Source organism: Phycisphaerales bacterium (genome assembly GCA_029268515.1).
GTDB lineage: Bacteria > Planctomycetota > Phycisphaerae > Phycisphaerales > SM1A02 > JAQWNP01.
The window spans coordinates 344391-364257 of sequence record JAQWNP010000006.1 but is presented as its reverse complement, the minus strand read 5'-3'; the positions used below and the strand labels follow the sequence as shown (position 1 = coordinate 364257).

Here is a 19867-nt window from a genome sequence, read left to right as displayed (position 1 = left end):
GTGATTTAGAAATCAAGACCTAGCCCGACGTTGATACGCAGATATGTTGGGACACCAGATGCATCGATATGAGAGTCATATTCGTAGTGAATGCCAACGATGAGGCTCAGGTTCTCGAAGTCCTTCAGGCCAATTTCATAGTTGCCAGATGCAATAAAGCGGTACTGTTCGATTTCTAGAATGTCTGGGAAGTAAGTCAGCTCGACACTGAAGGTTTGATTGTCGGTTGGCTTCCAAGCTGCTCGAAGTCCTAAAAGGCCTTCCGGCACGAACTCGTCAGAATCAGCATTTCCAAACTCGCGTCTGAAGCCGCCACCAAGTCTGAATACAGCGTTCAGAAAGTTCAGTTCGCTTCCATCTTTGGCGGTCCGATTTTCGTGAATAAACTCGTACCCGACATCAGCATTTGCAATCACACGATCATCCCACTCCTGGAACTCTGCATGATCATAAAAACCTTGCACACTTGTAATCCATGGAGAGTCAGTTGCTTGCCACTTTGACTGGATTTTCGTCTCTAATCTATTTTGCTTAACCTCATCATTAACTGACTGGTATTGATAATTCGCCGAAGCAGTCAGCGTCTGAATACCTTTTGTCATAGTGGTGTTGATACCAATATTGAAATTCGCCGTGTCATTTCCGGCTTGAGTCAGTCCGTAGCCAAGCTGGAGCTGTGACTTCCAGATCGCCTGGGCGTCGCCAGCTTCGTCATCGGTCAGATTTGATTGAGCGGCAGCAAGTCCAGCAGGTGTTCCAGCTGTAGCGATTTCTGATACGGCAGCCGGTGGCGCCGTTTGAGTGTTCGCAGGTGTACTATCATCGGTGGTATTGGCAGCTTTTTCATCTGAGGAATCAGGTTGTGCATCTGAATCTTTTGCTTCTTTTGGCGTATGTTCGATTGAAGCAATCTGGTCACGCGGCAGCGTAATAGTTCCTAAAAGTGGATGTTCTAGTTCTACGGTGTCATCGGTTTCTTTGACAATTGTCCCATGGAGTGTATCGCCAGAGGTCAACACCACCGTGTCTGCTTGCAGCGGGGTATGAGTGCAAAGCAGAAGCAGTGTGAATATGAAGGGGATAAGCAGACGAGATCTTAGCTGGAGAGATATATTGCGCATCGGGAGAGAATCGCGTACGGCAGCTGATTCGTCAAGTGTATTATGTGCGGAGACTTAATTAGTCAGGCCTCATATTGGAAGCGAGCCTGGAATATCACCGAGTAAACGAGTTAGCATGAATAACGAAGACGGTTACGATGTTGAGTCGACGGGTGCTCCAGATCATGGAGACGATCAAGGAGTACATCCTGAAGATGACCACTCCAAGCTCTCACAGGACAATCCGGATGCTCCCGATGGTGAAACAGCCGGTGCCGAGCGCAGTCCACATGATCTAGAGCCACTGGACGATGAGCCCGCTCCCAAACTCGATCTTGGATCAGTCTGTCCCCACTGCAATGCGGCCGCACAGAGACCGAACGGTCCCTGTATGCGGTGTGGCAAGGAAGTAGCTGAGCCGCTTGCTGGAGAAGATGTTGGTGAGTTCTACCGGAAAGGCAGTTCTGCCACTTCAGCCGTGGGTGATGCGGTTGGTGCATTTGAGCGGGCTGAGGATGATCGGGACATACCAATTTCGGGGCCTGGCCGAGGTGGCTATCTTCTTCCGGCGGCGTTGGCACTCTTCTGTATAGCGATCACGCTCGGTGGTTATTTTGTTGGCGCCCACGCACTATTTCCGGGTGTTGATGATCCTGAATTAACGATCAGTGTTGGTTGGCGATTCCTAGGATTGCTTCGTTACCTGGCGCTCGTTGTTTTCCTAGTTGGATGCGGCTTGGTATCTCTTGCGCTTGTGACAGTGCTCCTCAGAGTCGAATTTGGAGATCTATCTCTCGCAACGATTCGTATGTTTTCATGTGTTGCTGCGATGCGACTCGTCGCATTTATCTCAATTGCAACGACATTTCTAGAGTCACTCGTAGAGTTGCTTACTGGAATTGCAATTGTATTGCTCTTGATGATCGTGTACTTCAGAATCAAGATTCAAGAGGCGTGCCTATTTTTAGGCATGAGCGTGCTTTGTGTTTTTCTGATTTGGATTACTGCGTACTTCGTCATCTGGGTGATGATGGGTTAGAAGCGCACCGCGATTACGAAAATCTATCTAATCTAATGCAGTAAGCCGAACGTCTAGCGTCAGGATTGTATCTGGTGGTATGGCGTCTTCACCATAACCAGACTGTCCCCAGTGCTTATTAGGTGGACATAGAACTATACGATGCCCTCCAACACGCATTCCTACCACAGTGTGATCGATTCCTTCGATGACAGCGCCGCGTCCAAGTTGAAATGAAAAACGATCGTTGTTTAGGATCGGCTGCCCATCGGGTAAACGAACTTCATAAGCAATCGTGACAACGTCACCAGCATTGGCAGGGGCTCCTTGCCCACGTTGCTCCGTGATAATCTCGACGCCTGACTCGACGATACGAATAGGGCGTTGGTCACAGCCTGGCATGAGCATGAAACATAAGATGGGTAGAAAAAATAATCGAAGCATCATGGGTCTATCGGTCATTCGATAAGCCCTGCTAAAGCCAGAGGTTTAGCGTGCCGGCACACCCACGGAAACCTGCCCTGCATCAACGTCCTTATTGGCCACAGCACCTGCCCCAAGCGTGGCCTGGTCACCAATTGTGACCCCGGGCAGTACCACAGCACCTGCCCCGATCAAAGCACGCTCGCCCACTTTGGCAGCGCCACACAAAATGGCGCCTGGTGCAATATGGGCCAACTCACCAACCACACTGTCATGCTCCACAATGGCACCAGAGTTAATCATTGCTCCGCGACCAATGCAAGCGCCTGCGTTGATGATGGCGCCTGGCCCGACGAAGACAAACGGTTCCAGTCGAGAAGTATGAGCGATGTAAGCAGATGGATGGGCTACTGCCGGTGCCTCAAGTTGTCTATTTCTTTCCAGTATTTGTATGAGTTGCATTCGATCGGAGTTGCTACCGACAGCAGGGAAGACCTCTACAGGTTGGTCAAGTGTTTCAATCAAATCCAATAACTGAGTGGTGCCCCCTAAAAAGGGTGCGCCAATACGTTCTGAGGCAGTCGGTGTTGCTGGGCCATCATCGACAAACCCCACAACAACATGGCCACTGGCGCGCATCGCGTCAGCGACGACTGACGCATGACCTCCTCCGCCCAATAATAAGAAACGTCTTTGCTTCATTAATATGTCTCGACCTTCTTATCTTGCGCATGTCTTTCTGCAATTCCGGCGTCCCATGTGCGATGGTATCGAGCGATGGGTGTCTTGGTGTAGACCGATCTACAGTGATAACAGACAAGTCGGGTTCGCGGAACCAGGAGAATTGTGACGTCAAGCAGCAAAACGATGAACATTAATATGAGTACCAACCAGGTCGTTGCATAGCCTAATATGCTGACAACAATGCCAGCGAAAGCCAAGACGATGGCCAGACCAGTGACATGTGGAAAACGCTTCTCTCGGTACAGATCAGCAGAACCACACACAACACACTTTCGCAAGTGCCCACCGTCATCAGTGGCTGCTTCCCATGCGAGAAACAGGACACGGTCATCTTGAGGTGATCGAACTCGCGCTGGGCGGGCATCGACATCAACCTCGACCTGGCCGAGTCGTCGTCCCTGGGGGTCGTGCAACTCGATATCCATAGGTCGGGTATGGTACCTACTCAGACGGAATTAACATTCCCACTTTTGGAGTATTAGCGTCGTGGAGCAGTGGATTAAACAACTTTCGGGCCGTTTCGTGGTTTTCGATGGCCCGGATGGGTCTGGTAAGACCACACAATTACAGCGAGTTGCAGCGATGGCCCGCAGTAATGGGCTGGCAGTGTGCGAGGTGCGAGAGCCAGGGGGCACCGAGGTTGGTGAGCGAATTCGAGCAATTCTTCTGGACCCAGTTTTTGATGAGATGACGCTCCGTTGTGAGATGCTGCTCTACATGGCAAGTCGTGCCCAGCTCGTTGAACAACTGATCCTACCAGCACTTAATGACGGACAATTCGTCCTTGCAGATCGATTCTTGAGTGCAACTATTGCTTATCAGGGCGCCGGTGGCGGACTGGGGATGGATACGATTGCAACAGTTGGCAAGGTGGCTGTCGGTGATGGGTGGCCGGACTTGACACTCATTTTTGATGTTGACCAAAAGACGGCTCATGAGCGAATGTCGAGTTCATTGGATCGCATCGAACAGCGCGATAAGGCATATCACCAGCGTGTACGGAATGGTTTTTTGGAACAAGCGAGTCAGGATCCCAGTCGCTGTGTTGTGATAGATGCTCGCAATGATCTGGCAACAGTTTCAAATAATGTTGATAACGCATTGGAGCATTGGCTTTCACATGCAACCGTGCGCTGAGCCTGGTTCTGTGGCCCGAGGCTACTCAGGTTCAATGGTTGTGAGGAGCTTCTTGCTGCCGAATTGTTCGTGTAGCAGCTCAATATGTTCTCGATGTGTTGAGATGAGTGAAGCAGCACCAGTCTGATGTGCCTCAAGCATACGCAGAACGGCTACATGAGGGTTGAGTGGTGTAAGCTCAACAATCGTCTCCACCACATAGTCCATCGTATGACGATCATCATTGTGAAGTACTAATCGCCAAGTTGGCAAGCGATCCAATTTTGGTGGACGGCAGTTTGTCTCTGGCGTGTTGCTTGTTAGAGTTTCAAGAGCCATGGTAGCGATCTCCTTCCCACAAATGACATAGCCATTATATGCGCGTGCAACTAGGCTTTCGATACGCGAGCATCTGTTTCTTTTGCTCGTTGAGCCAGTAGGTAATCAACAACATCAGTCATCTGGCCATTTTCATTGTAAGCACGACGTTGTTGTTCGGCACCTGAGCCGTCGTCAATGATATCCTCAAGGTATCCCAGTTGCTTCAGGCAACCAAGGCGTTCAGCGAAGGGCGTGACTTGGTCAATGAGGCGTCTGGCCATTTGGCGAGCTGGTATGGCCAGCATCGTGTCGAAGTCAACGAAAGAAGCATCCATTCCATAACGGGCCGCATGCCATTTATTCTGTTTCGCAATCATTGGGTGGGAGTCGAATTGATAGGCTCCGCGGTCTATATCTTCTGATATGCCAGCAACCAGAGACTGTGTCAGCGCCGTGAGTCCCAAGAGATGCCGCATGCACATAGGTTGATCCATAACCCGAATCTCAACCGTGCCGAATTTTGCATGGGGCCTTACATCCCACCAAATCTCACGGATCGAGTGAATAAAACCAGTCGAGATAAGGTTCTTGATCATCCAAACATATTCTGACCAGTTGCGCAATGGGAAAGGCATGCCTGCAGTTGGCAGAGACTCCATGACCTTAGACCGGTATGACTGCAATCCAGTGTCGCGTGCACACCAGTGTGGACTATTTGCGGAGAGCGCCAGCATTGTGGGTAAATGTCGGAGTAAGCGATCACACATCTGGATTGCTTTATCACCTGAATCAACGCCTACATGGATATGCATACCAAAGACTGTTAAACGCTCTGCCACGAACTGCATCGTATCCATCAGCCATTCATAACGAGCTTCCTTCGTTAGCTTCTGATCGCTCCATAAGCTAAACGGATGTGTTGCTGACCAAAGAAGACCTAGATCGCACTGGTTAGCAGCATGCTCAACTTGCTCAAGCTTGCCTTCGAGATCTGCCTCAATGCCGGCAACATCATTGCAGACGTCAGTGATAATCTCGCAGTATGATTGCTTGAATTCAGGTTTAACAAATGCGTGAAGTGGCTCCGGTACTTTTTCTAGTAGCGGATGAATCGAGTTACTTAGGGCTCCAGTTTTCTGATCAACTAAGCCGAGTTCAATCTCGACCCCGACAGTTGGTTCTGGGCTGCCATTGAAATCAAAGTTCATCACGATTCCTCATATGTTTCCAAATAAGACTGTAAGACGTTCCTTTAATGGCCTCATCCTAAGGCATATGAAAAGGATACTCCATGGTAACTCTGGCAGGGGGTCATGAGGCAGGTTGCTCTTGGGCGGCCAAAAGGATGGCACGGGTCATCACAAGGGCACCGATACCCAAAGCTCGCTCATCAATATCAAAATGACTTGAATGTAGCGGCATCCGCTGCCTGGGATTCGCTAAGGCCGTACCAAGCCGGAACATCGTGCCTGGGATAAGCTCCTGGTAAAAAGCAAAATCTTCCCCACCCAAACTCGGTACATCCAGCCACTGAATAGATTTTGGTTGTATGACGTCACTCGCTGCTCGGCCAACAATCTCTGTCAGTAGAGAGTCATTATTCGTTGGCGGCGTAAAACCAACAAATTCAATATCAATTTGGCAGGAAGTTGCATGGCCCACTGATTCAACAACTCGGATCATCTGCTGCTGTACAGCTTCTAGATCCTCTAGTCGCGCTGTGCGTAGCGTGCCTGCAATAGTGGCTTGAGAAGGAATAGCATTCACTGCTTGTCCAGCCATAATCGATGAGACGGTGAGCGCTAGTGGATAGCGACTATCCATGGAGCGCGGCCCCAATTGATAAAACATGTCGATAACACTCGTTGCCGCAGGAATTGGGTCAACAGCTTCATGTGGGCGAGCAGTATGTCCACTTCGTCCTTTAATAGCAATCTTAAAGGTTTTGCACGCACCAGTGATGGCGCCATTACGAAGTCCAATCGTCCCTGTTTCTAAGAACGGATCAGCATGAAGTGCAACAATTGCAGAGACACCATTAAGTGCACCTTGTTTGATCATGGAGCGTGCGCCTACTGCAGTTTCTTCAGCAGGTTGAAAAATGACGCGAAGGTTGTGACGAAATTTAATAGTAGAAAGATCTTGTAAGTGCTTATTTATCGTGAGCGCCGTAGCCATCAGAATAGAGGTATGAGCATCATGTCCACAGGCATGACAAAGATCGGGTTGCGTCGATGCATAGGGAACACTTTTGTTGTCATGAACGTTGACGGCGTCCAGCTCTGATCGAAGTGCAACAAATGTGTTAGATGGCGCACCAAGATGGATGTCTGCAATCAACCCGCAGCCATTTTCCATGAGCGTTGGCGTGATCCCAGCGTCGCGCAGAATTTCTGCCAAGAGCAAGGTGGTCTGTTGTTCACAGCCCGAGGCTTCTGGTATGGCGTGTAGACGGCGGCGAAGTCTGATAAGTCGCGGTTGCAGACCCTCGATCGATGCTTGTAGTGGTGTCCACCATTGTTCATCATCAATCTGATCTTCGAGCGTATCGGCAGTGAGCATTGTTAGGCCTATATCACAAGGAGGACTCTCTAAAGGACCGCATTTTCGGGCCTTTCTAACCACTCAGCGTACCGAATAAACCGGGCGAATCAATCATCCAGGGCAGACATATAAGCACATACTTTACAAGTAGTTAGAAACTAGGCCCGAGAACCATTGCCGCATTCGTTCTCGAAATGCCTATGGCTCGGCCGATATCCCTACCTGCACCGTAAATAGTCGAGTTATTGATTTATGGGCCCATTGCCTCCTGGAGCAGCAGAGGCGTCATCAAAAATGAGTCAAAATGGGCTGCTTCAATTGGCCAAGCATGGATGAGAGCAGGTCAATAGACACGAATTGATTAAGAGGAATCAAACATGGCAGAAGATCAAAATCAATCCGCAGCTCTGATAGCGATCGGTGTGCTCAACATTATCTTAGGCGCTTTGGGCATCATCTTTTACATACTTGTCATCATTGCGGGGTTTGAGCCAGCAGGTGACATTACTGCAATAACGAATACAACAACTGAACTTGAGTGGCGCGGATGGGTTGGCCTTATTCTAACTATTGGCCTATTTGTAAGCGGCTTCTTCTTGCTTAGCGGTTTTCAATATGGAAGTTTGCTCGCCAATGTATGGGCGGTTTGCTGGATCATTTGGGAAATCATCCTCATTATTTTTGGGGTTATCCATTGGCCGTGGTTCATTGTCTGCGGGTTAGTCTGGCCAATCATCCTGCTGATCGCGGTCAATTCAGTCGATGGTGAAGATGTGTTCAATCAACCTTCCCAGAACTAATCTGGTGAAAAGAAAGTTAGTACTTGGAATTGTTTTCGAGAAAACAAATTACATAGACATGAGGTGTATCAATGAATAGGCAGCCCGACGGTGGCATGATTGCGATCGGTGTCATCAATATTATTTATGGCATTATTATGGCCCTGTTTGCAATCATCCTTATTGGGGGTGACGGCTGGGTGCCCTGGAATTCTGTTTGGCCGGTTACTGCGGAAACTGTGATTGGTTCTGAACTGTGGTGGTATGGTCTGATCGAGCTCATCCTGGCCATCATGCTGATCGTATCTGGCTTTGGACTGTTCCAAGTTGCACCTTGGGCACGAGCAATGTCTCTGATGTGGGCAGTTTTTGTGATCGCTTTCACGGTCGTTGAAGCGATCATGGGCGAACTCTACTTGGCTTACTTTGTCGAGGACATCATCTACCCAGTTGTGCTCATTGTTGTCATGAGTACGCCTGCGTGGGAACGAGCGTTCGATGGTGACATTAATGAAGTCAAGATAGATTGATGTGCAGTTGAATAGAATTGACAAGAGCGGGTGCCTTCTGGGTGCCCGCTCTTTTTATTTATCAAGACAATCGAAATACTATTGCCAATCGAAAACGATCTTACCGAACTGATGTCCAGTCTCGAGTCGTTCATATGCTTCTGTGGCTTCGCTTGGAGGGTGCACTGAGTCAATCACGGGTTGAATTTGATCACGAAGGAACAAGTTCATCACTTCTCTGAACTCCTCCATGCTTCCCATTGTTGAGCCCAAAATACTCTGCTGATTCCAAAAGATGCGAGCGAGATCTGTTTTGGCATCTGGCCCAGTCGTGCAACCGCAAGTGACGTATTTCCCCCCTCTGGCGAGTGACTTAATACAACCAAGATGGATCGCTTTGCCCACAGAATCAATACAAACATCAACGCCACGTTTGTTTGTGGCTGCACGAACCGGACGGGAAAAATCTTCGCCACTATCAAGGATGGCATCATCGGCGCCAAGAGCAAGGGCATGATCCAGCTTGTGTTGGTGCCGACTGGTTACAATGGTGTGGCAACCAAAGTGTTTTGCTAAGCAAAACGCTGACAATGCAACGCCGCCACCAATACCAGTGATCAGTACAGATTGTCCTGGCCTGATGTTTGCTTTTGTAGACAACATGCGCCACGCAGTCAGAAAACTTAGGCTATAGGCAGCAGCCGCAACCGCATCTGCATCTCCAATTGGAAAGACATTCGTCACTGGAGCAACAAAGGCGCTGGCATGTGTTCCATTGATATGCTCACCAATCATCAAGATTTCAGGCGGCGCTGGCGTCACATTTGGTAATAACGCTGATGGTTTGAGTTTGGCGGCGTTAATAACAACACGTGTATCAAGCCATGATTCATCCACGCCTTGCCCAACTTGGATAATGCGGCCAGCACCATCTGAACCTCCAACGCGTGGATAAGTGAGTTCGATGCCTGGGAGTCCTATTCCAACCCAGAGATCCAAGTGGTTCATAGCAGAGGCTTCAGTCTCTATCAGTACTTCGCCTGGTCCGACTTCTGGAGTTGGCCAATCATCAACAACAGCAACATGAGGCGCGACAATGGCACATTGTTTCGTGACTGTAATTGCTTTGATTGTTGCCGCCATCAGTATCTCCGGTTTGGTTTCATCTTGGTAGCGTTCTTCCAGGTATCAAGATGCCAAACAATACTCTTTCTTTAATCTAAAGAAGGTTTTCGCAACTACGGTTGGCTCATTGATTGAAGGCGACGCTCTGCAACACGTGCGAGCAGCGATTGTGTCAGCTTGATGCCTTGATCTTCTGATTGTTCTTGGCCCTCATATTCAATGCCAATATAACCGTTGTAGCCAGTATCCAGCACGATTCCGATCATCTTGTCGTAATCGGTATGTATCTCATTTCCTTCGTCGTCAAAATCGTTGCTTTTAGCGCTGACTGCTTTTGCATATGGCATCATCTGAGACACACCGTTATACCGGTCATACCACTCGGTCATCTCACTATTGAGAAAGAAGTTTCCGAAGTCGGGTAGTGTTCCGCATGTAGGTTGGTTGACACGCTGGATGACATCAACCAACCAATCTGCATTGGAGGAGAGGCCTCCATGATTCTCAACCAAAACATTGAGCCCGGTTGGGGCAACAGCTTCGGTGAGACGCGACAAACCATCACTCACAAGAGATGCTTGCTCGTGAGGCGTGCCCTTCGAATGTGCATTGACCCGAATAGAGTGACAGCCCAAATGTGTTGCGACTTCAGCCCATTGCATATGGTTTTCAACAGCAAGCGCTCTTGCTTGTGTGTCTGGATCGCCTAAATCACCAGCGCGGTCAATCATGATCAACAGGCTAAGGACGCCAGCATCTTCCGCTCGTTGTTTCAATTCTTCGGCAAATCGAATGTCTGGTTCTCGATCAGGGAAGAAGCCGTTGACGTATTCAACAGCTTTAATATTGAATTCATCACGGGTATAGGCGGGAAAGTCAATTGGTGCGAGATCACCCTCTTGAATCTTTCGGTGAAGTGACCACTGTGCCAGTGAAATATGAAAGAGATCCATCGCTAGTCATTTCCTAGTGATTCTTCTGATCGTCGATCATCTCGATGGCTTTCTTCTTCAACTGCTTCGTCGATTCGACAATGAAAGCCAACGCATGGAACACGCGTTGGCTCGCCGGCCTCGACCTTCTGAAGAATCTGCTGTACGTCACCAAGTTCATCGCGGGTGAGCGGTATGGATGCAACGCGATCAGTACCAACACCCGGTATAACGGTTGTGAGTGTGGCAACGTGCTCTGGCGCGGCGAGTAGTGCCAGAACATGCTCGCCTATTTGCCGTTCTACAGAATGTAGATTGGTGATGTAGTGCTTGGGATCATTGGACGTCATGAAAGTGCCTCCTTGGCAAAGTCGTTTGCTGTGTTTATTGCCTTATCAATAAGACTTGGGTCTTTGCCACCAGCCTGAGCCATATCAGGTCGGCCGCCGCCTCCGCCGCCACAAGCCTGGGCCGCAGCGCGAACCCAGTCGCCAGCTTTTAGGCCGCTGGTGATCAGTGGCTTTGGTACCGCAGCGGCAATTGCAACGCGCCCTTCATCGGTATCAGGCGAGAGCAGCATGATGGCGCTATCCGGACACTTTGCTCGAAGCACATCAAGCGCTGGAAGCAATGTGTCCTTTGAAGCACCGGCGATCTGTTCTATAACGACTTGGCCATCACTTTTATCAGCTAATTCTCTTGCTTGCGCAAGTACATCATCTGTAGAAGCAGTATTGGCTTGGCGTTTTGCTTCTTTGGCTCGCTTACGTAACAACTCTAGCTGGCCATCAATTTCGTGTTTGTGAATAACACCTAAAGTAGTCTCGCTGCGTTGTTGTGAGAGTTGCGACAGTGCTTGTAAAAAGGCATCATCTGTAAGATTTGTCATGTCCTTGAGCTGAGCCAACATGGCCTCGCCCGTCGCCTGTACTTGCCGAGCACTTTCGCCTGTTAAAGCGGTGATGCGGCGTATGCCAGCTGCAAGGGCTTGTTCTTGCACAATGACGCAGGTGCCAATATCTGAAGTCGAAGAGACATGTGTTCCGCCACAAAGTTCGAATGAAAAAGAAGCAAGATCAGATGCAGATGGATCAGCAAATACATCATCAAAATTTGGGCCGATACTCACCACTCTGACTCGTTCGGGGTAGCGCTCTCCAAAGACGGCGCGTAAGCCATTAATCGATCGGGCCTTTTCAAGAGGCATTTCTTGTGTGTGCACACCGAGATTTTGCTCAATATTGGCGATGACCTGAGACTCACATGCAGCCAGTTGATCTGGTGTCATTGCAGAGCCACAAGCAACGTCAAATCGAAGACGATCATCGGCAACAAGGGAACCGCGTTGATCTGCCTCTTCACCTAGCACCTTTCGTAGTGCGAGATTGAGAAGGTGGGTGCAAGTATGGTTTGCCATAATCTTTTGACGTCTTGCTTCTTCGATGATGAGCTTGCATGGTTGCTCTGGGCGCAGTGGACGTTCGGTACAGCGGCCGACATGTAAAACGTATGGACCAGATCGAATGGTGTCCTCGACGACAAAAGCGGCGACGCCTGCGGCGGAGCTGTCATCACCCATGATCATGGCTTCGACTGTTCCGGAGTCTCCAGTCTGCCCGCCTTGTTCAGCGTAGTGGTTGGTTTCCGTGGTAACGAGGCATCCATGTTCTCCAGGCAATAACTCTTTGATAAAACTCGCGCCATTCCAAATTGCTTCAATGGCTGTGTCAATATCATGGCCTTCAAACTTGGCGACATCGTTGGTAGGCTTCGTCTTTTTTGACTCGAGGTCAGCGATTGCATCTGGCGTGAGTCCAAGATCCTGCGCGGCATCACCTGTCTTTCGGCTTCGCTTTCGAGCTTCATCCATGAGTTGCTCGTAGCCATCACGATCAACAGGTAGGCCTCTTTCTTTTGCCATCACTTCAGTCAAGTCGATCGGAAATCCATAGGTATCATGTAGTTCAAAGGCACTCTTTGCAGAGACCCCTTTTGTAGAACCGGCGGCAGCATGATCAAACAGTGCAAGGCCACGATCTAAAGTCCTTAAAAAGCTGACCTCCTCGTCTTCAATGAGTTGAGAGACTTTGGGAGCGGATTCCTTAAGATCAGGAAACGCGGCACTAAGCGACTCGACAACAGTAGGAACTAGCTGACACAGGAGCGGGCAATCAACCCCCATGGTCTGTCGCGCGTGACGGGCTGCTCGTCGTAAGATCCGCCGCAATACATAATCGCGGCCTTCATTTCCGCAACGAGCTCCATCGCTCAGTGCAACGGTCAGGCATCGAATGTGATCGGCGATGATTCGGTAGGCGATGTCGAGCGGGTCAGCCACTGAGCCAGCATATGGCTGAGCACCGGTCTTATCGCAGATCGCTGTAAATAAAGGTGTCCATAGATCGGTGTCATAATTACTGTCGGCACCTTGTAGGACGCGAACAATACGCTCAAGGCCCATGCCTGTATCAACATGTTGCTGTGGTAATTTAACCAGCTTTCCGTCTTGTCCTCGATTGAATTCAATAAAGACGAGATTCCAAATCTCAATCACCATGGGGTCATCCATGTTGACGAGTGGTCCACCAGATCCATCTGATGTCGAGTCATAGTGAATTTCACTGCAAGGTCCGCATGGACCTGTCTCGCCCATTTCCCAGAAATTATCTTTGCGACCCCAGCGGGTGATGTGTTTCGGATTGACATTTGTTAAGTCACGCCACAGTTCTTCAGCTTCTTTGTCTGGTGACAGACCATCGTTGTCATCACCAGCAAAAACAGTTACGTAAAGTCGATCAGGATTAAGTTGCCAAACTTCAGTAAGCAGCGTCCAAGCCCATTGAATTGCTTCAGCCTTGAAGTAGTCTCCAAAAGACCAGTTGCCGAGCATTTCAAAGAACGTGTGGTGATAGGTGTCAGTACCAACATCTTCAAGATCGTTATGTTTGCCACCGGCACGGATACACTTTTGCGAATTGACAGCGCGCGTATATGGCCGAGTTCCTCGTCCAAGGAAGACATCTTTAAATTGATTCATTCCAGCGTTGGTAAACAGCAGGGTCGGATCGTCATGAGGAACGACAGATGATGAGGGCACGAATTGGTGGCGATGTTTATCAGCGAAGAAGTCGATGAAGTCCTGGCGGATGTCATTGGCAGATTGGCTCATGGTGCTCCCGTAGCAATGAAGTTTCAAGCAATAGTCCGCCATGGTAAAGCCAGCGGACGCCCCAGTGGAGGATGAAAGGCAGCTATCTCGGTCTGTTTGGGCCCAGCAACCTCGCTCTAGGCCTTCCTTTTTGGGATGCAGTGGCTCAATTTTGCGGCCACCGGGCACGGCGGATATCCTGCTCGATCCCCCTTTTGGCTCAGCTAGCCCTTGGAGTGCTCCTCTTATGACTTCTCTCAAACCCACTCGACGAACCGTTGTCGGTGGAAATTGGAAGATGAACACCGATAGCCAAGGGGCAGTGGCTTTGGCTACAGAGGTTGTTGAGCATTGTGGTGACGACTGCCAGCAGGTGGACGTGGTCGTATTTCCGCCGTTTTGCTACTTACATCAGGTGAGTCAGGTGATCCAGGGCACTGGTATTCAGCTTGGAGCACAAGATGTCTATCCTGGTGCTGATGGTGCATTTACGGGTGAAATATCGACGGCCATGCTGCAGGATCTAGGGGTCACCTATGTACTGGTCGGCCACTCTGAGCGGCGCCATATTCTTAATGAGCCTGAAGTATTGATTCATGAAAAGCTGATAGCAGTGCTTGAAGCAGGTTTTCAAGGCGTGCTTTGTGTTGGAGAAACTGGTGAACAGCGGCAATATGGGCAAACTGAGGCAATCAACCGAGATCAGCTGGTGTTAGGCCTTGCTGGTATCGACAAGGGGAGACTTGATCAGCTTGTGATTGCCTATGAACCTGTTTGGGCGATCGGTACTGGAAAAACAGCAACTCCCGAGGACGCCCAGGCCGTTCATGAGCTTCTTCGCTCGACGCTTGCAAGTGCCTACGATACGGAGTCTGCAGCAACCGTTCCGATCCAGTACGGTGGATCAGTTAATAGTGATAATGCGACCACCCTTTTTAGTAAACCCGACATTGATGGAGGGCTCATCGGGGGCGCTTCGCTTAATTCGGATTCATTTAGCAAGATCGTTAATGCGGCGACTCTCTGCTGCGGGAACACATCGTCAGAGCAGTCAATTCAGACTCCATAAAGGGAGTCTTCACTGGAGTAGTTATGAGTAATTGGTTTATTGTCCTGATGATTGTATTTGTCGTCGTATCACTGGCAATGGTACTGATCATCTTGGTTCAGCGCCCTCAAGGCGGTGGTCTAGCTGGCGCCTTCGGTGGTGCTGGTGGCTCAGGCACTGAGACGATCTTTGGTGGTCGAGTAGGTGATGCGTTGACCTATATGACGGTGATTGCATTTGTCTGTTATCTCGGTTTGGCCATTGCGCTCAACTTGCTCGATAACATCGATCCCGATGCTGTAGCTAGTCCACCTGAGGCTGCAACGAGCACATTTCAGCAGCCACTTGGAGCACCTTCAACCACACCACCGTTACCAGGTGGCCTGAGTCCAGTGCCCTCAACAGCGACTCCAACACCCGCCGGGCCAGTGACTCCCGCACCTACAGCAATAACTCCAACAACAGTTCCGCCAGCGAGCGGATCATCGGATGGTTAACACACATGATCCGATCGATGACAGGATTTGGTAGTGCCGCACAGAGTCTCGACGGCGTCGAGTATGGGGTTGAGATTCGTTCGGTGAACAACCGCTTTTTTAAGTGCCAGGTTCGGGTGCCCGATTCGCTACAGGAACTAGAAGTCGATATTGAGCGTTTCGTCTCGGGTAGCATTGTTCGTGGTAGCGTTGTTCTCACAGTGCGGTATGTGGATCATTCACCAGAGGCTGGCGCTGCCATTAACCGTGTCGTAGTTGAGCGGTACTTGTCAGAGCTCAGGGGAATCGCAGAGGCAGCTGGGGTTCAGCTACAAACCGATCTAGCGGCACTTTTGATGCTTCCCGGCGCCTATTCGGAAGCCAGTCGGACCGATATCTCCTCCCGAGCCAAACCAGCGATTATGAAGCTGGTTGAGAAAGCGACAACCGATTTACAGGAAATGCGTCACCGAGAAGGCGACTCAATTCAACGCGATCTTGAGGATCACTGTGGCAAAATTGCTGAGTTGCTTTCTGAAGTTGATAAAAGAGCACCAGAAGTTGTCCGTCAGTACCAATCGCGACTGCAGCAGCGCGTTGAATTACTTGCCAATGAAGCGGGCGCTAGTCTCTCGGATCAAGACTTGATTCGTGAGGTTGCGATTTTTGCTGAACGATCAGATATCAATGAAGAGTTGACACGCTTGCGTAGTCATATTGATCAGCTTCATTCCATTCTCAATGAGAAGAATGAAGCACCTGTGGGAAGAACACTCGACTTTCTTTCACAGGAAATGCTACGGGAGGCAAATACGATCGCAAGTAAGTGCCTAGACGCTACGGTGAGTCGACATGTTGTACTGATCAAGGGACTTATTGATCGGATCAAAGAGCAGGTGCAGAATGTCGAGTAGGAATTCTGCCCAGTATGAACGCTGATTTATGAATGGTAAGACACCATTAACTGGCATTGATTATCAGCTGCCCCATCTTGGCCCAGGGGCTGAGGCCCAACAACAGCAAGCAAAATTTGATCGTAACGAGTTAGCAATCGTGCTCAGTCATTATGACGTTGGCGTGCTGAAGTCAGCCAAATCGTTTTCTCGGGGATCTCGCCGGGCGCCCAAGGCGCGCATCGTCAGTGAATCAGGCAATTACCTGCTCAAGAGGCGAGCGGTCGGTCAAGATGATCCTCAGCGCGTGCGTTTTGCTCATAAATTACAGGCTCATTTGGCAGCAAAAGGCTTCCCTGTAGCGCCACTGATATCAACTCGGCGATCAAAAACGACCACGCTTGAGTTAGATGGTCGAGTGTATGAGCTGTTTGAATTTGTGCCAGGAAGACGTTTTGACAATACTAAAAACGATGCGTGGGAGGCAGGGGCTGTCTTAGGCCAACTTCACCACATACTCAATTCTGTAAAGATCAAATACTGCCCGCCTCTCTCTTCCTTCCATGCGGTGAAAGGGATCAACAATAAAATCAAGCAAATACCAAGCGTGGTCGAAGTTGTTGAGAAAACAGAAAACAAAGAGAGTCTGGAAGAGTGTTGTACGTTTCTGCGGCGCGCCTATCGTGATGCCACAAACAAGACAGAGAAACTGGGATTTAGCGACTGGGAAAGTACTTATCTCCATGGTGATTGGCATCCAGGAAACCTACTTTTCAGTGGTAATGTAATTTCTTCTGTTCTTGACTTCGATTGTGCACGCCGTGAACCTAGAATTGTTGAGTTTGCCAATGCAATTCTCCAGTTTTCAATGTGTATGGGCTCAACTCAATCACTACAAAGCTGGCCAAAGGGTCTAAACGTTTCGTTCATAGAGGCAATAGCGACCGGCTATCAGGCGGCCTCTGGAAAGGCCTTGTCACCAGCGGAGTGCCACGCGATTCCATGGCTCATGATCGAGGCAATTATTGCTGAAAGTGTTTACCCAATCGCGGCCGCTGGTACATTTGGCCGCCTTCGTGGCAGTGACTTCTTGAGTGTGGTCACAGAGAAGGTACGATGGATACGGCGACGGGCCACAAGTCTGGTAGAACTTCTGGAAACCTCATGATTAACATTGCTGTCATACTTTTTTTAGTAACGCCGTTGACGTTGGGTCAGGTGGCCGAGGCAAACGGCGCGTCCAGTGTGGGCGATCAAGAATCCTCAATAGCGATGCCATTGGATCTCATCATTGAACAAATGGGTTCAGAGAATTTCTCAGTGCGTGAATTTGCGACGCGAGCACTCATTGAGTCTGATATTACTGATGATGAAATTCAATCTCGACTCGATACCGAAACACTTAAAGAAGAGCAGCGGCAGCGACTGATGTCAGCCTTCCGATTTCGACTCTTCAATGCGCCTCGTGGAGCGCTCGGTATTCGGATGAGTTTTCGTGGTAATGCCAATGGACGTGGAGGGCGTGTTCTTGTTACGGACTTGCTCGACGATCTTCCTGCCCGAGAGGTTCTTGTTTTAGGCGATGCAATCATTCGACTAGACGGCATTCGCCCGACTTCTACAAGTGATTTGATCTTGCATGTTCAAGCAAAGCGGCCTGGCGATAAGGTCCGGCTTGAGATCGAACGCCCAGTTGTTGACGAGCAAGGTCGGCAGATTCTTGATGAAGCGAACGTGCCGCAGATCGAGAACTTTGAGGTTGATGTCATACTTGGTTCTGCGGATCTTTTAGATGACAGTAATCGACTGCCATCACAAACAAGAGCAATCAACGTGATTGATGTTTCGCTGCTTGCTCGAATCGAAGAGCGGGTGCGGCAGAGCTCTGTGCCTTTGCAAGTGATTCCACTTGATGGAGTTGTTATAAAATCACAGCGTGCGAAAAAGCAACCATAAAGGTTGATCCCAGGTTGGCCTGGGGATCTGGTACTGGCAGAAAGAGTGAAATCACACCCGCCAGAATGCCAACGACGACCAGCAAGATGCCAAGAATCGCTAATAGGAAAATCACCGGTGGTAAAGAACCAGATGATTTTTGGTTTTCAGTTCTGCGATGGCGCCCCTTGATCGCGACTTCGTCTCCAACATCAACCTCTTCCCAATTGATATCTCGAGCTGTACGACGTGCATGATCGATGGTGAACTGGGCTTTTGTGAGATCGGCCTCACGAACCAAAACGACTGTCTTCGCTGTGCTTGGATTGAGCGCACCCATGAGCGTTTCCTCCATTGCCAGCGCATTGATCTCCGAATCTTCAAGTAGAGCAACAAGTGCATTGGCTTGGAAAGCTGATGGTGTCTGTAACAGCACCACAAGATCATCAGGCAGGTCCTGGTTCATTGTGACTCGCCCTCTAGATCCGGTGGTGTCGAATCCGCGATGAGCTTGAGGTCAATATTCTCAGGCGCGATGATTGTCGTTCCAGCTTCGATGCGCCAGTCTTCAGCGGCCTCCACCGAAATAATCATGCGGTCGCCGCCTTTGGGCCCACATTCAAGAATTGGATCTTCAATCAGTTCGCCGACAAAGCCCTGCTCATTTTGGGTTGTGACATTGGTCCATACATACTCTCTCGCTTGCCCATCTGTGAGCGATGTTTGCACGAGATAAGTTGCGTCTTGATAGGACTGTTCGTCCATCAAGATTTCTGTGAAGTGAGGAAGTGTCAGTCGGGCGAGTTGGCCGCGCCTTGCTTGGTCGCGGCTGGGTAACCAAAGGGCTGCGGCACCTTTGGTGAGCTGTAAGAGTAGGTTGGTCGGCAACGTTTCCTCTACTGCGTCTAGCACCAGCAGAGCGGCTCGTTGTTCTTGAGGAACAGCGTTATCTGTTTTGGGCTCGGATTCGGTGTCGGGCTCTCGCAACCGGACTTCGGCATGATGGCCAATTTCAACGGTCGTTGGTGGTTGAGAGAGTGGAGACTCTACGCTCTGTGCAGCAATAGCATTTAAGAGTTGTACCGCCGACTCAAGCTGTGATTGATGAAGCCCCTGGATTTTTAGATCACGCCTACCGCATCGCGCAAGGCCCTTCGTATACAAGGTAAAGAGTGAATCATCTTGATTCACGCTGGATTGCACGAGCCAGAGCATTTCGGAGGGCGGTTCCAGTTGCGTATTGAGGAAGTATGACGCAAGGGCTCCGGGGCCATGCCAGCGATTTGTTTCAAGATCCAATATGGCTGTACTACGTGAGGTTGCTGTGACCAGCATTCGAATCAAATCTGCAAGGCTGCTAAGTGGATCGGTGTAATCTAAAAGTGCATCAACACCCACGACCCATTGGAAGTCGGGCTTGTTGCCTTCGAATATTTCCAACGGTGGTTGATCGGTTGCTTGTGCGCACCACAGGACCATATCGTGATTATGGCCGGGTACCCGAATTCGATAAGCCCATTCAACAGGCGGCTCAGAGGGTAGTGCTTCTTTTTGAACTTCAATTGCTTCGCCAACATAAACCGCCATAGCGCCGACGACATCGTTCATTGCCGGCTTTTCTTTTTCAGGGAACATGGCAATCATGCCGGATAATGTTTGGTCCTTGTGAATAAGACCGACGTCGGGGTCAGATTCAGCCATGCGCATAATGTCGGCTTGGTTATTCATTACCAATGCTCTTTACGGTTTGATTTGG

At 49.7% G+C, this 19867-nt stretch carries 22 protein-coding genes; 9 read left to right on the top strand and 13 right to left on the bottom strand.

The features are described from left to right. Nucleotides 1–5: 5 nt before the first annotated feature. Nucleotides 6–1019 (bottom strand): DUF481 domain-containing protein, encoded by a 1014-nt coding sequence (locus P8J86_04455; GenBank protein ID MDG2053940.1) that lies wholly within the window; start codon nucleotides 1017–1019, stop codon nucleotides 6–8. A gap of 217 nt (nucleotides 1020–1236) precedes the next feature. Here P8J86_04455 and P8J86_04450 point away from each other — a divergent pair, with 217 nt between their 5' ends. Further along, complete coding sequence (locus P8J86_04450) at nucleotides 1237–2139, top strand: hypothetical protein (GenBank protein MDG2053939.1); 903 nt, start codon at nucleotides 1237–1239, stop codon at nucleotides 2137–2139. A 27-nt stretch (nucleotides 2140–2166) separates the two neighbouring features. Here the strand turns inward: P8J86_04450 and P8J86_04445 are convergent, their stop codons facing one another. The 3 genes from P8J86_04445 to P8J86_04435 are packed head-to-tail and all read right to left on the bottom strand — an operon-like array spanning nucleotide 2167 to nucleotide 3710. Beyond that, nucleotides 2167–2580: an FKBP-type peptidyl-prolyl cis-trans isomerase gene (locus P8J86_04445; GenBank protein ID MDG2053938.1), complete on the bottom strand. Its 414-nt coding sequence runs from the start codon at nucleotides 2578–2580 to the stop codon at nucleotides 2167–2169. A gap of 27 nt (nucleotides 2581–2607) precedes the next feature. After that, the gene (locus P8J86_04440) at nucleotides 2608–3243 is read right to left on the bottom strand and encodes an acetyltransferase (protein ID MDG2053937.1); all 636 of its coding nucleotides are present in this window, start codon (nucleotides 3241–3243) and stop codon (nucleotides 2608–2610) included. Further along, nucleotides 3243–3710: a hypothetical protein gene (locus tag P8J86_04435; protein MDG2053936.1), complete on the bottom strand. Its 468-nt coding sequence runs from the start codon at nucleotides 3708–3710 to the stop codon at nucleotides 3243–3245. Before P8J86_04435 ends, P8J86_04440 begins: the two co-directional genes overlap by 1 nt. Before the next feature lie 61 nt (nucleotides 3711–3771). Here P8J86_04435 and tmk point away from each other — a divergent pair, with 61 nt between their 5' ends. Continuing rightward, nucleotides 3772–4422 carry a dTMP kinase gene (tmk, locus tag P8J86_04430; protein MDG2053935.1) on the top strand — a complete coding sequence of 217 codons (651 nt, stop codon included), beginning with the start codon at nucleotides 3772–3774 and terminating at the stop codon, nucleotides 4420–4422. A 21-nt stretch (nucleotides 4423–4443) separates the two neighbouring features. On the opposite strand, the gene P8J86_04425 is transcribed toward tmk, so the two are convergent. From P8J86_04425 to P8J86_04415, 3 genes are all read right to left on the bottom strand, one after another. Beyond that, nucleotides 4444–4740 (bottom strand): ATP-dependent Clp protease adaptor ClpS, encoded by a 297-nt coding sequence (locus tag P8J86_04425; GenBank protein ID MDG2053934.1) that lies wholly within the window; start codon nucleotides 4738–4740, stop codon nucleotides 4444–4446. A 50-nt stretch (nucleotides 4741–4790) separates the two neighbouring features. Next, a complete protein-coding gene (locus tag P8J86_04420) occupies nucleotides 4791–5930 on the bottom strand; it encodes a YbdK family carboxylate-amine ligase (GenBank protein MDG2053933.1) in 1140 nt (379 codons plus the stop codon). Nucleotides 5931–6033: 103 nt separating this feature from the next. Beyond that, on the bottom strand, nucleotides 6034–7284 hold the full coding sequence (locus P8J86_04415; protein ID MDG2053932.1) for an amidohydrolase: 1251 nt from the start codon (nucleotides 7282–7284) through the stop codon (nucleotides 6034–6036). A 359-nt stretch (nucleotides 7285–7643) separates the two neighbouring features. Here P8J86_04415 and P8J86_04410 point away from each other — a divergent pair, with 359 nt between their 5' ends. Both P8J86_04410 and P8J86_04405 read left to right on the top strand, forming a co-directional pair. Further along, nucleotides 7644–8066, top strand: a complete 423-nt coding sequence (locus P8J86_04410) for a hypothetical protein (GenBank protein ID MDG2053931.1) — start codon at nucleotides 7644–7646, stop codon at nucleotides 8064–8066. 71 nt (nucleotides 8067–8137) lie between these two features. Then, nucleotides 8138–8575, top strand: coding sequence for a hypothetical protein (locus P8J86_04405; protein ID MDG2053930.1), 438 nt, complete (start codon nucleotides 8138–8140; stop codon nucleotides 8573–8575). Between the two features lie 78 nt (nucleotides 8576–8653). Here the strand turns inward: P8J86_04405 and P8J86_04400 are convergent, their stop codons facing one another. From P8J86_04400 to alaS, 4 genes are all read right to left on the bottom strand, one after another. Next, the gene (locus tag P8J86_04400) at nucleotides 8654–9697 is read right to left on the bottom strand and encodes a zinc-binding dehydrogenase (GenBank protein MDG2053929.1); all 1044 of its coding nucleotides are present in this window, start codon (nucleotides 9695–9697) and stop codon (nucleotides 8654–8656) included. A 95-nt stretch (nucleotides 9698–9792) separates the two neighbouring features. Next, a complete protein-coding gene (locus P8J86_04395; GenBank protein ID MDG2053928.1) occupies nucleotides 9793–10632 on the bottom strand; it encodes a TIM barrel protein in 840 nt (279 codons plus the stop codon). Nucleotides 10633–10634: 2 nt separating this feature from the next. Further along, complete coding sequence (locus P8J86_04390; protein MDG2053927.1) at nucleotides 10635–10961, bottom strand: hypothetical protein; 327 nt, start codon at nucleotides 10959–10961, stop codon at nucleotides 10635–10637. Then, nucleotides 10958–13780 (bottom strand): alanine--tRNA ligase, encoded by a 2823-nt coding sequence (gene alaS, locus P8J86_04385; protein ID MDG2053926.1) that lies wholly within the window; start codon nucleotides 13778–13780, stop codon nucleotides 10958–10960. Before alaS ends, P8J86_04390 begins: the two co-directional genes overlap by 4 nt. Nucleotides 13781–14006: 226 nt before the next feature. On the opposite strand from alaS, the gene tpiA reads away from it, so the two are divergent. From tpiA to P8J86_04360, 5 genes are read left to right on the top strand one after another with little or no spacing between them, the layout of a single operon-like run. After that, nucleotides 14007–14828 carry a triose-phosphate isomerase gene (tpiA, locus tag P8J86_04380; GenBank protein ID MDG2053925.1) on the top strand — a complete coding sequence of 274 codons (822 nt, stop codon included), beginning with the start codon at nucleotides 14007–14009 and terminating at the stop codon, nucleotides 14826–14828. A 23-nt stretch (nucleotides 14829–14851) separates the two neighbouring features. Further along, nucleotides 14852–15304 carry a preprotein translocase subunit SecG gene (secG, locus tag P8J86_04375; protein MDG2053924.1) on the top strand — a complete coding sequence of 151 codons (453 nt, stop codon included), beginning with the start codon at nucleotides 14852–14854 and terminating at the stop codon, nucleotides 15302–15304. A gap of 5 nt (nucleotides 15305–15309) precedes the next feature. Beyond that, nucleotides 15310–16197 (top strand): YicC family protein, encoded by an 888-nt coding sequence (locus P8J86_04370; GenBank protein ID MDG2053923.1) that lies wholly within the window; start codon nucleotides 15310–15312, stop codon nucleotides 16195–16197. Between the two features lie 28 nt (nucleotides 16198–16225). After that, complete coding sequence (locus P8J86_04365) at nucleotides 16226–17344, top strand: phosphotransferase (protein ID MDG2053922.1); 1119 nt, start codon at nucleotides 16226–16228, stop codon at nucleotides 17342–17344. Then, entirely contained in the window at nucleotides 17341–18132 is a 792-nt protein-coding gene (locus tag P8J86_04360) for a PDZ domain-containing protein (protein MDG2053921.1), read from the top strand. The genes P8J86_04365 and P8J86_04360 overlap by 4 nt, the downstream gene beginning before the upstream one ends. Here P8J86_04360 and P8J86_04355 read toward each other — a convergent pair. Both P8J86_04355 and P8J86_04350 read right to left on the bottom strand, forming a co-directional pair. After that, complete coding sequence (locus P8J86_04355) at nucleotides 18098–18577, bottom strand: DUF2007 domain-containing protein (GenBank protein MDG2053920.1); 480 nt, start codon at nucleotides 18575–18577, stop codon at nucleotides 18098–18100. The genes P8J86_04360 and P8J86_04355 overlap by 35 nt on opposite strands. Beyond that, a complete protein-coding gene (locus tag P8J86_04350; GenBank protein MDG2053919.1) occupies nucleotides 18574–19839 on the bottom strand; it encodes a hypothetical protein in 1266 nt (421 codons plus the stop codon). Before P8J86_04350 ends, P8J86_04355 begins: the two co-directional genes overlap by 4 nt. Between the last annotated feature and the right edge of the window lie 28 nt (nucleotides 19840–19867).

Coding starts and splice junctions, on each gene's coding strand:
- P8J86_04450 (MDG2053939.1), top strand. CDS start 1,237: ATGAATAACGAAGACGGTTACGATGTTGAGTCGACGGGTGCTCCAGAT.
- P8J86_04445 (MDG2053938.1), bottom strand. CDS start 2,580: ATGACCGATAGACCCATGATGCTTCGATTATTTTTTCTACCCATCTTA.
- P8J86_04440 (MDG2053937.1), bottom strand. CDS start 3,243: ATGAAGCAAAGACGTTTCTTATTATTGGGCGGAGGAGGTCATGCGTCA.
- P8J86_04435 (MDG2053936.1), bottom strand. CDS start 3,710: ATGGATATCGAGTTGCACGACCCCCAGGGACGACGACTCGGCCAGGTC.
- P8J86_04425 (MDG2053934.1), bottom strand. CDS start 4,740: ATGGCTCTTGAAACTCTAACAAGCAACACGCCAGAGACAAACTGCCGT.
- P8J86_04420 (MDG2053933.1), bottom strand. CDS start 5,930: ATGAACTTTGATTTCAATGGCAGCCCAGAACCAACTGTCGGGGTCGAG.
- P8J86_04415 (MDG2053932.1), bottom strand. CDS start 7,284: ATGCTCACTGCCGATACGCTCGAAGATCAGATTGATGATGAACAATGG.
- P8J86_04410 (MDG2053931.1), top strand. CDS start 7,644: ATGGCAGAAGATCAAAATCAATCCGCAGCTCTGATAGCGATCGGTGTG.
- P8J86_04405 (MDG2053930.1), top strand. CDS start 8,138: ATGAATAGGCAGCCCGACGGTGGCATGATTGCGATCGGTGTCATCAAT.
- P8J86_04400 (MDG2053929.1), bottom strand. CDS start 9,697: ATGGCGGCAACAATCAAAGCAATTACAGTCACGAAACAATGTGCCATT.
- P8J86_04395 (MDG2053928.1), bottom strand. CDS start 10,632: ATGGATCTCTTTCATATTTCACTGGCACAGTGGTCACTTCACCGAAAG.
- P8J86_04390 (MDG2053927.1), bottom strand. CDS start 10,961: ATGACGTCCAATGATCCCAAGCACTACATCACCAATCTACATTCTGTA.
- alaS (MDG2053926.1), bottom strand. CDS start 13,780: ATGAGCCAATCTGCCAATGACATCCGCCAGGACTTCATCGACTTCTTC.
- tpiA (MDG2053925.1), top strand. CDS start 14,007: ATGACTTCTCTCAAACCCACTCGACGAACCGTTGTCGGTGGAAATTGG.
- secG (MDG2053924.1), top strand. CDS start 14,852: ATGAGTAATTGGTTTATTGTCCTGATGATTGTATTTGTCGTCGTATCA.
- P8J86_04370 (MDG2053923.1), top strand. CDS start 15,310: ATGATCCGATCGATGACAGGATTTGGTAGTGCCGCACAGAGTCTCGAC.
- P8J86_04365 (MDG2053922.1), top strand. CDS start 16,226: ATGAATGGTAAGACACCATTAACTGGCATTGATTATCAGCTGCCCCAT.
- P8J86_04360 (MDG2053921.1), top strand. CDS start 17,341: ATGATTAACATTGCTGTCATACTTTTTTTAGTAACGCCGTTGACGTTG.
- P8J86_04355 (MDG2053920.1), bottom strand. CDS start 18,577: ATGAACCAGGACCTGCCTGATGATCTTGTGGTGCTGTTACAGACACCA.
- P8J86_04350 (MDG2053919.1), bottom strand. CDS start 19,839: ATGAATAACCAAGCCGACATTATGCGCATGGCTGAATCTGACCCCGAC.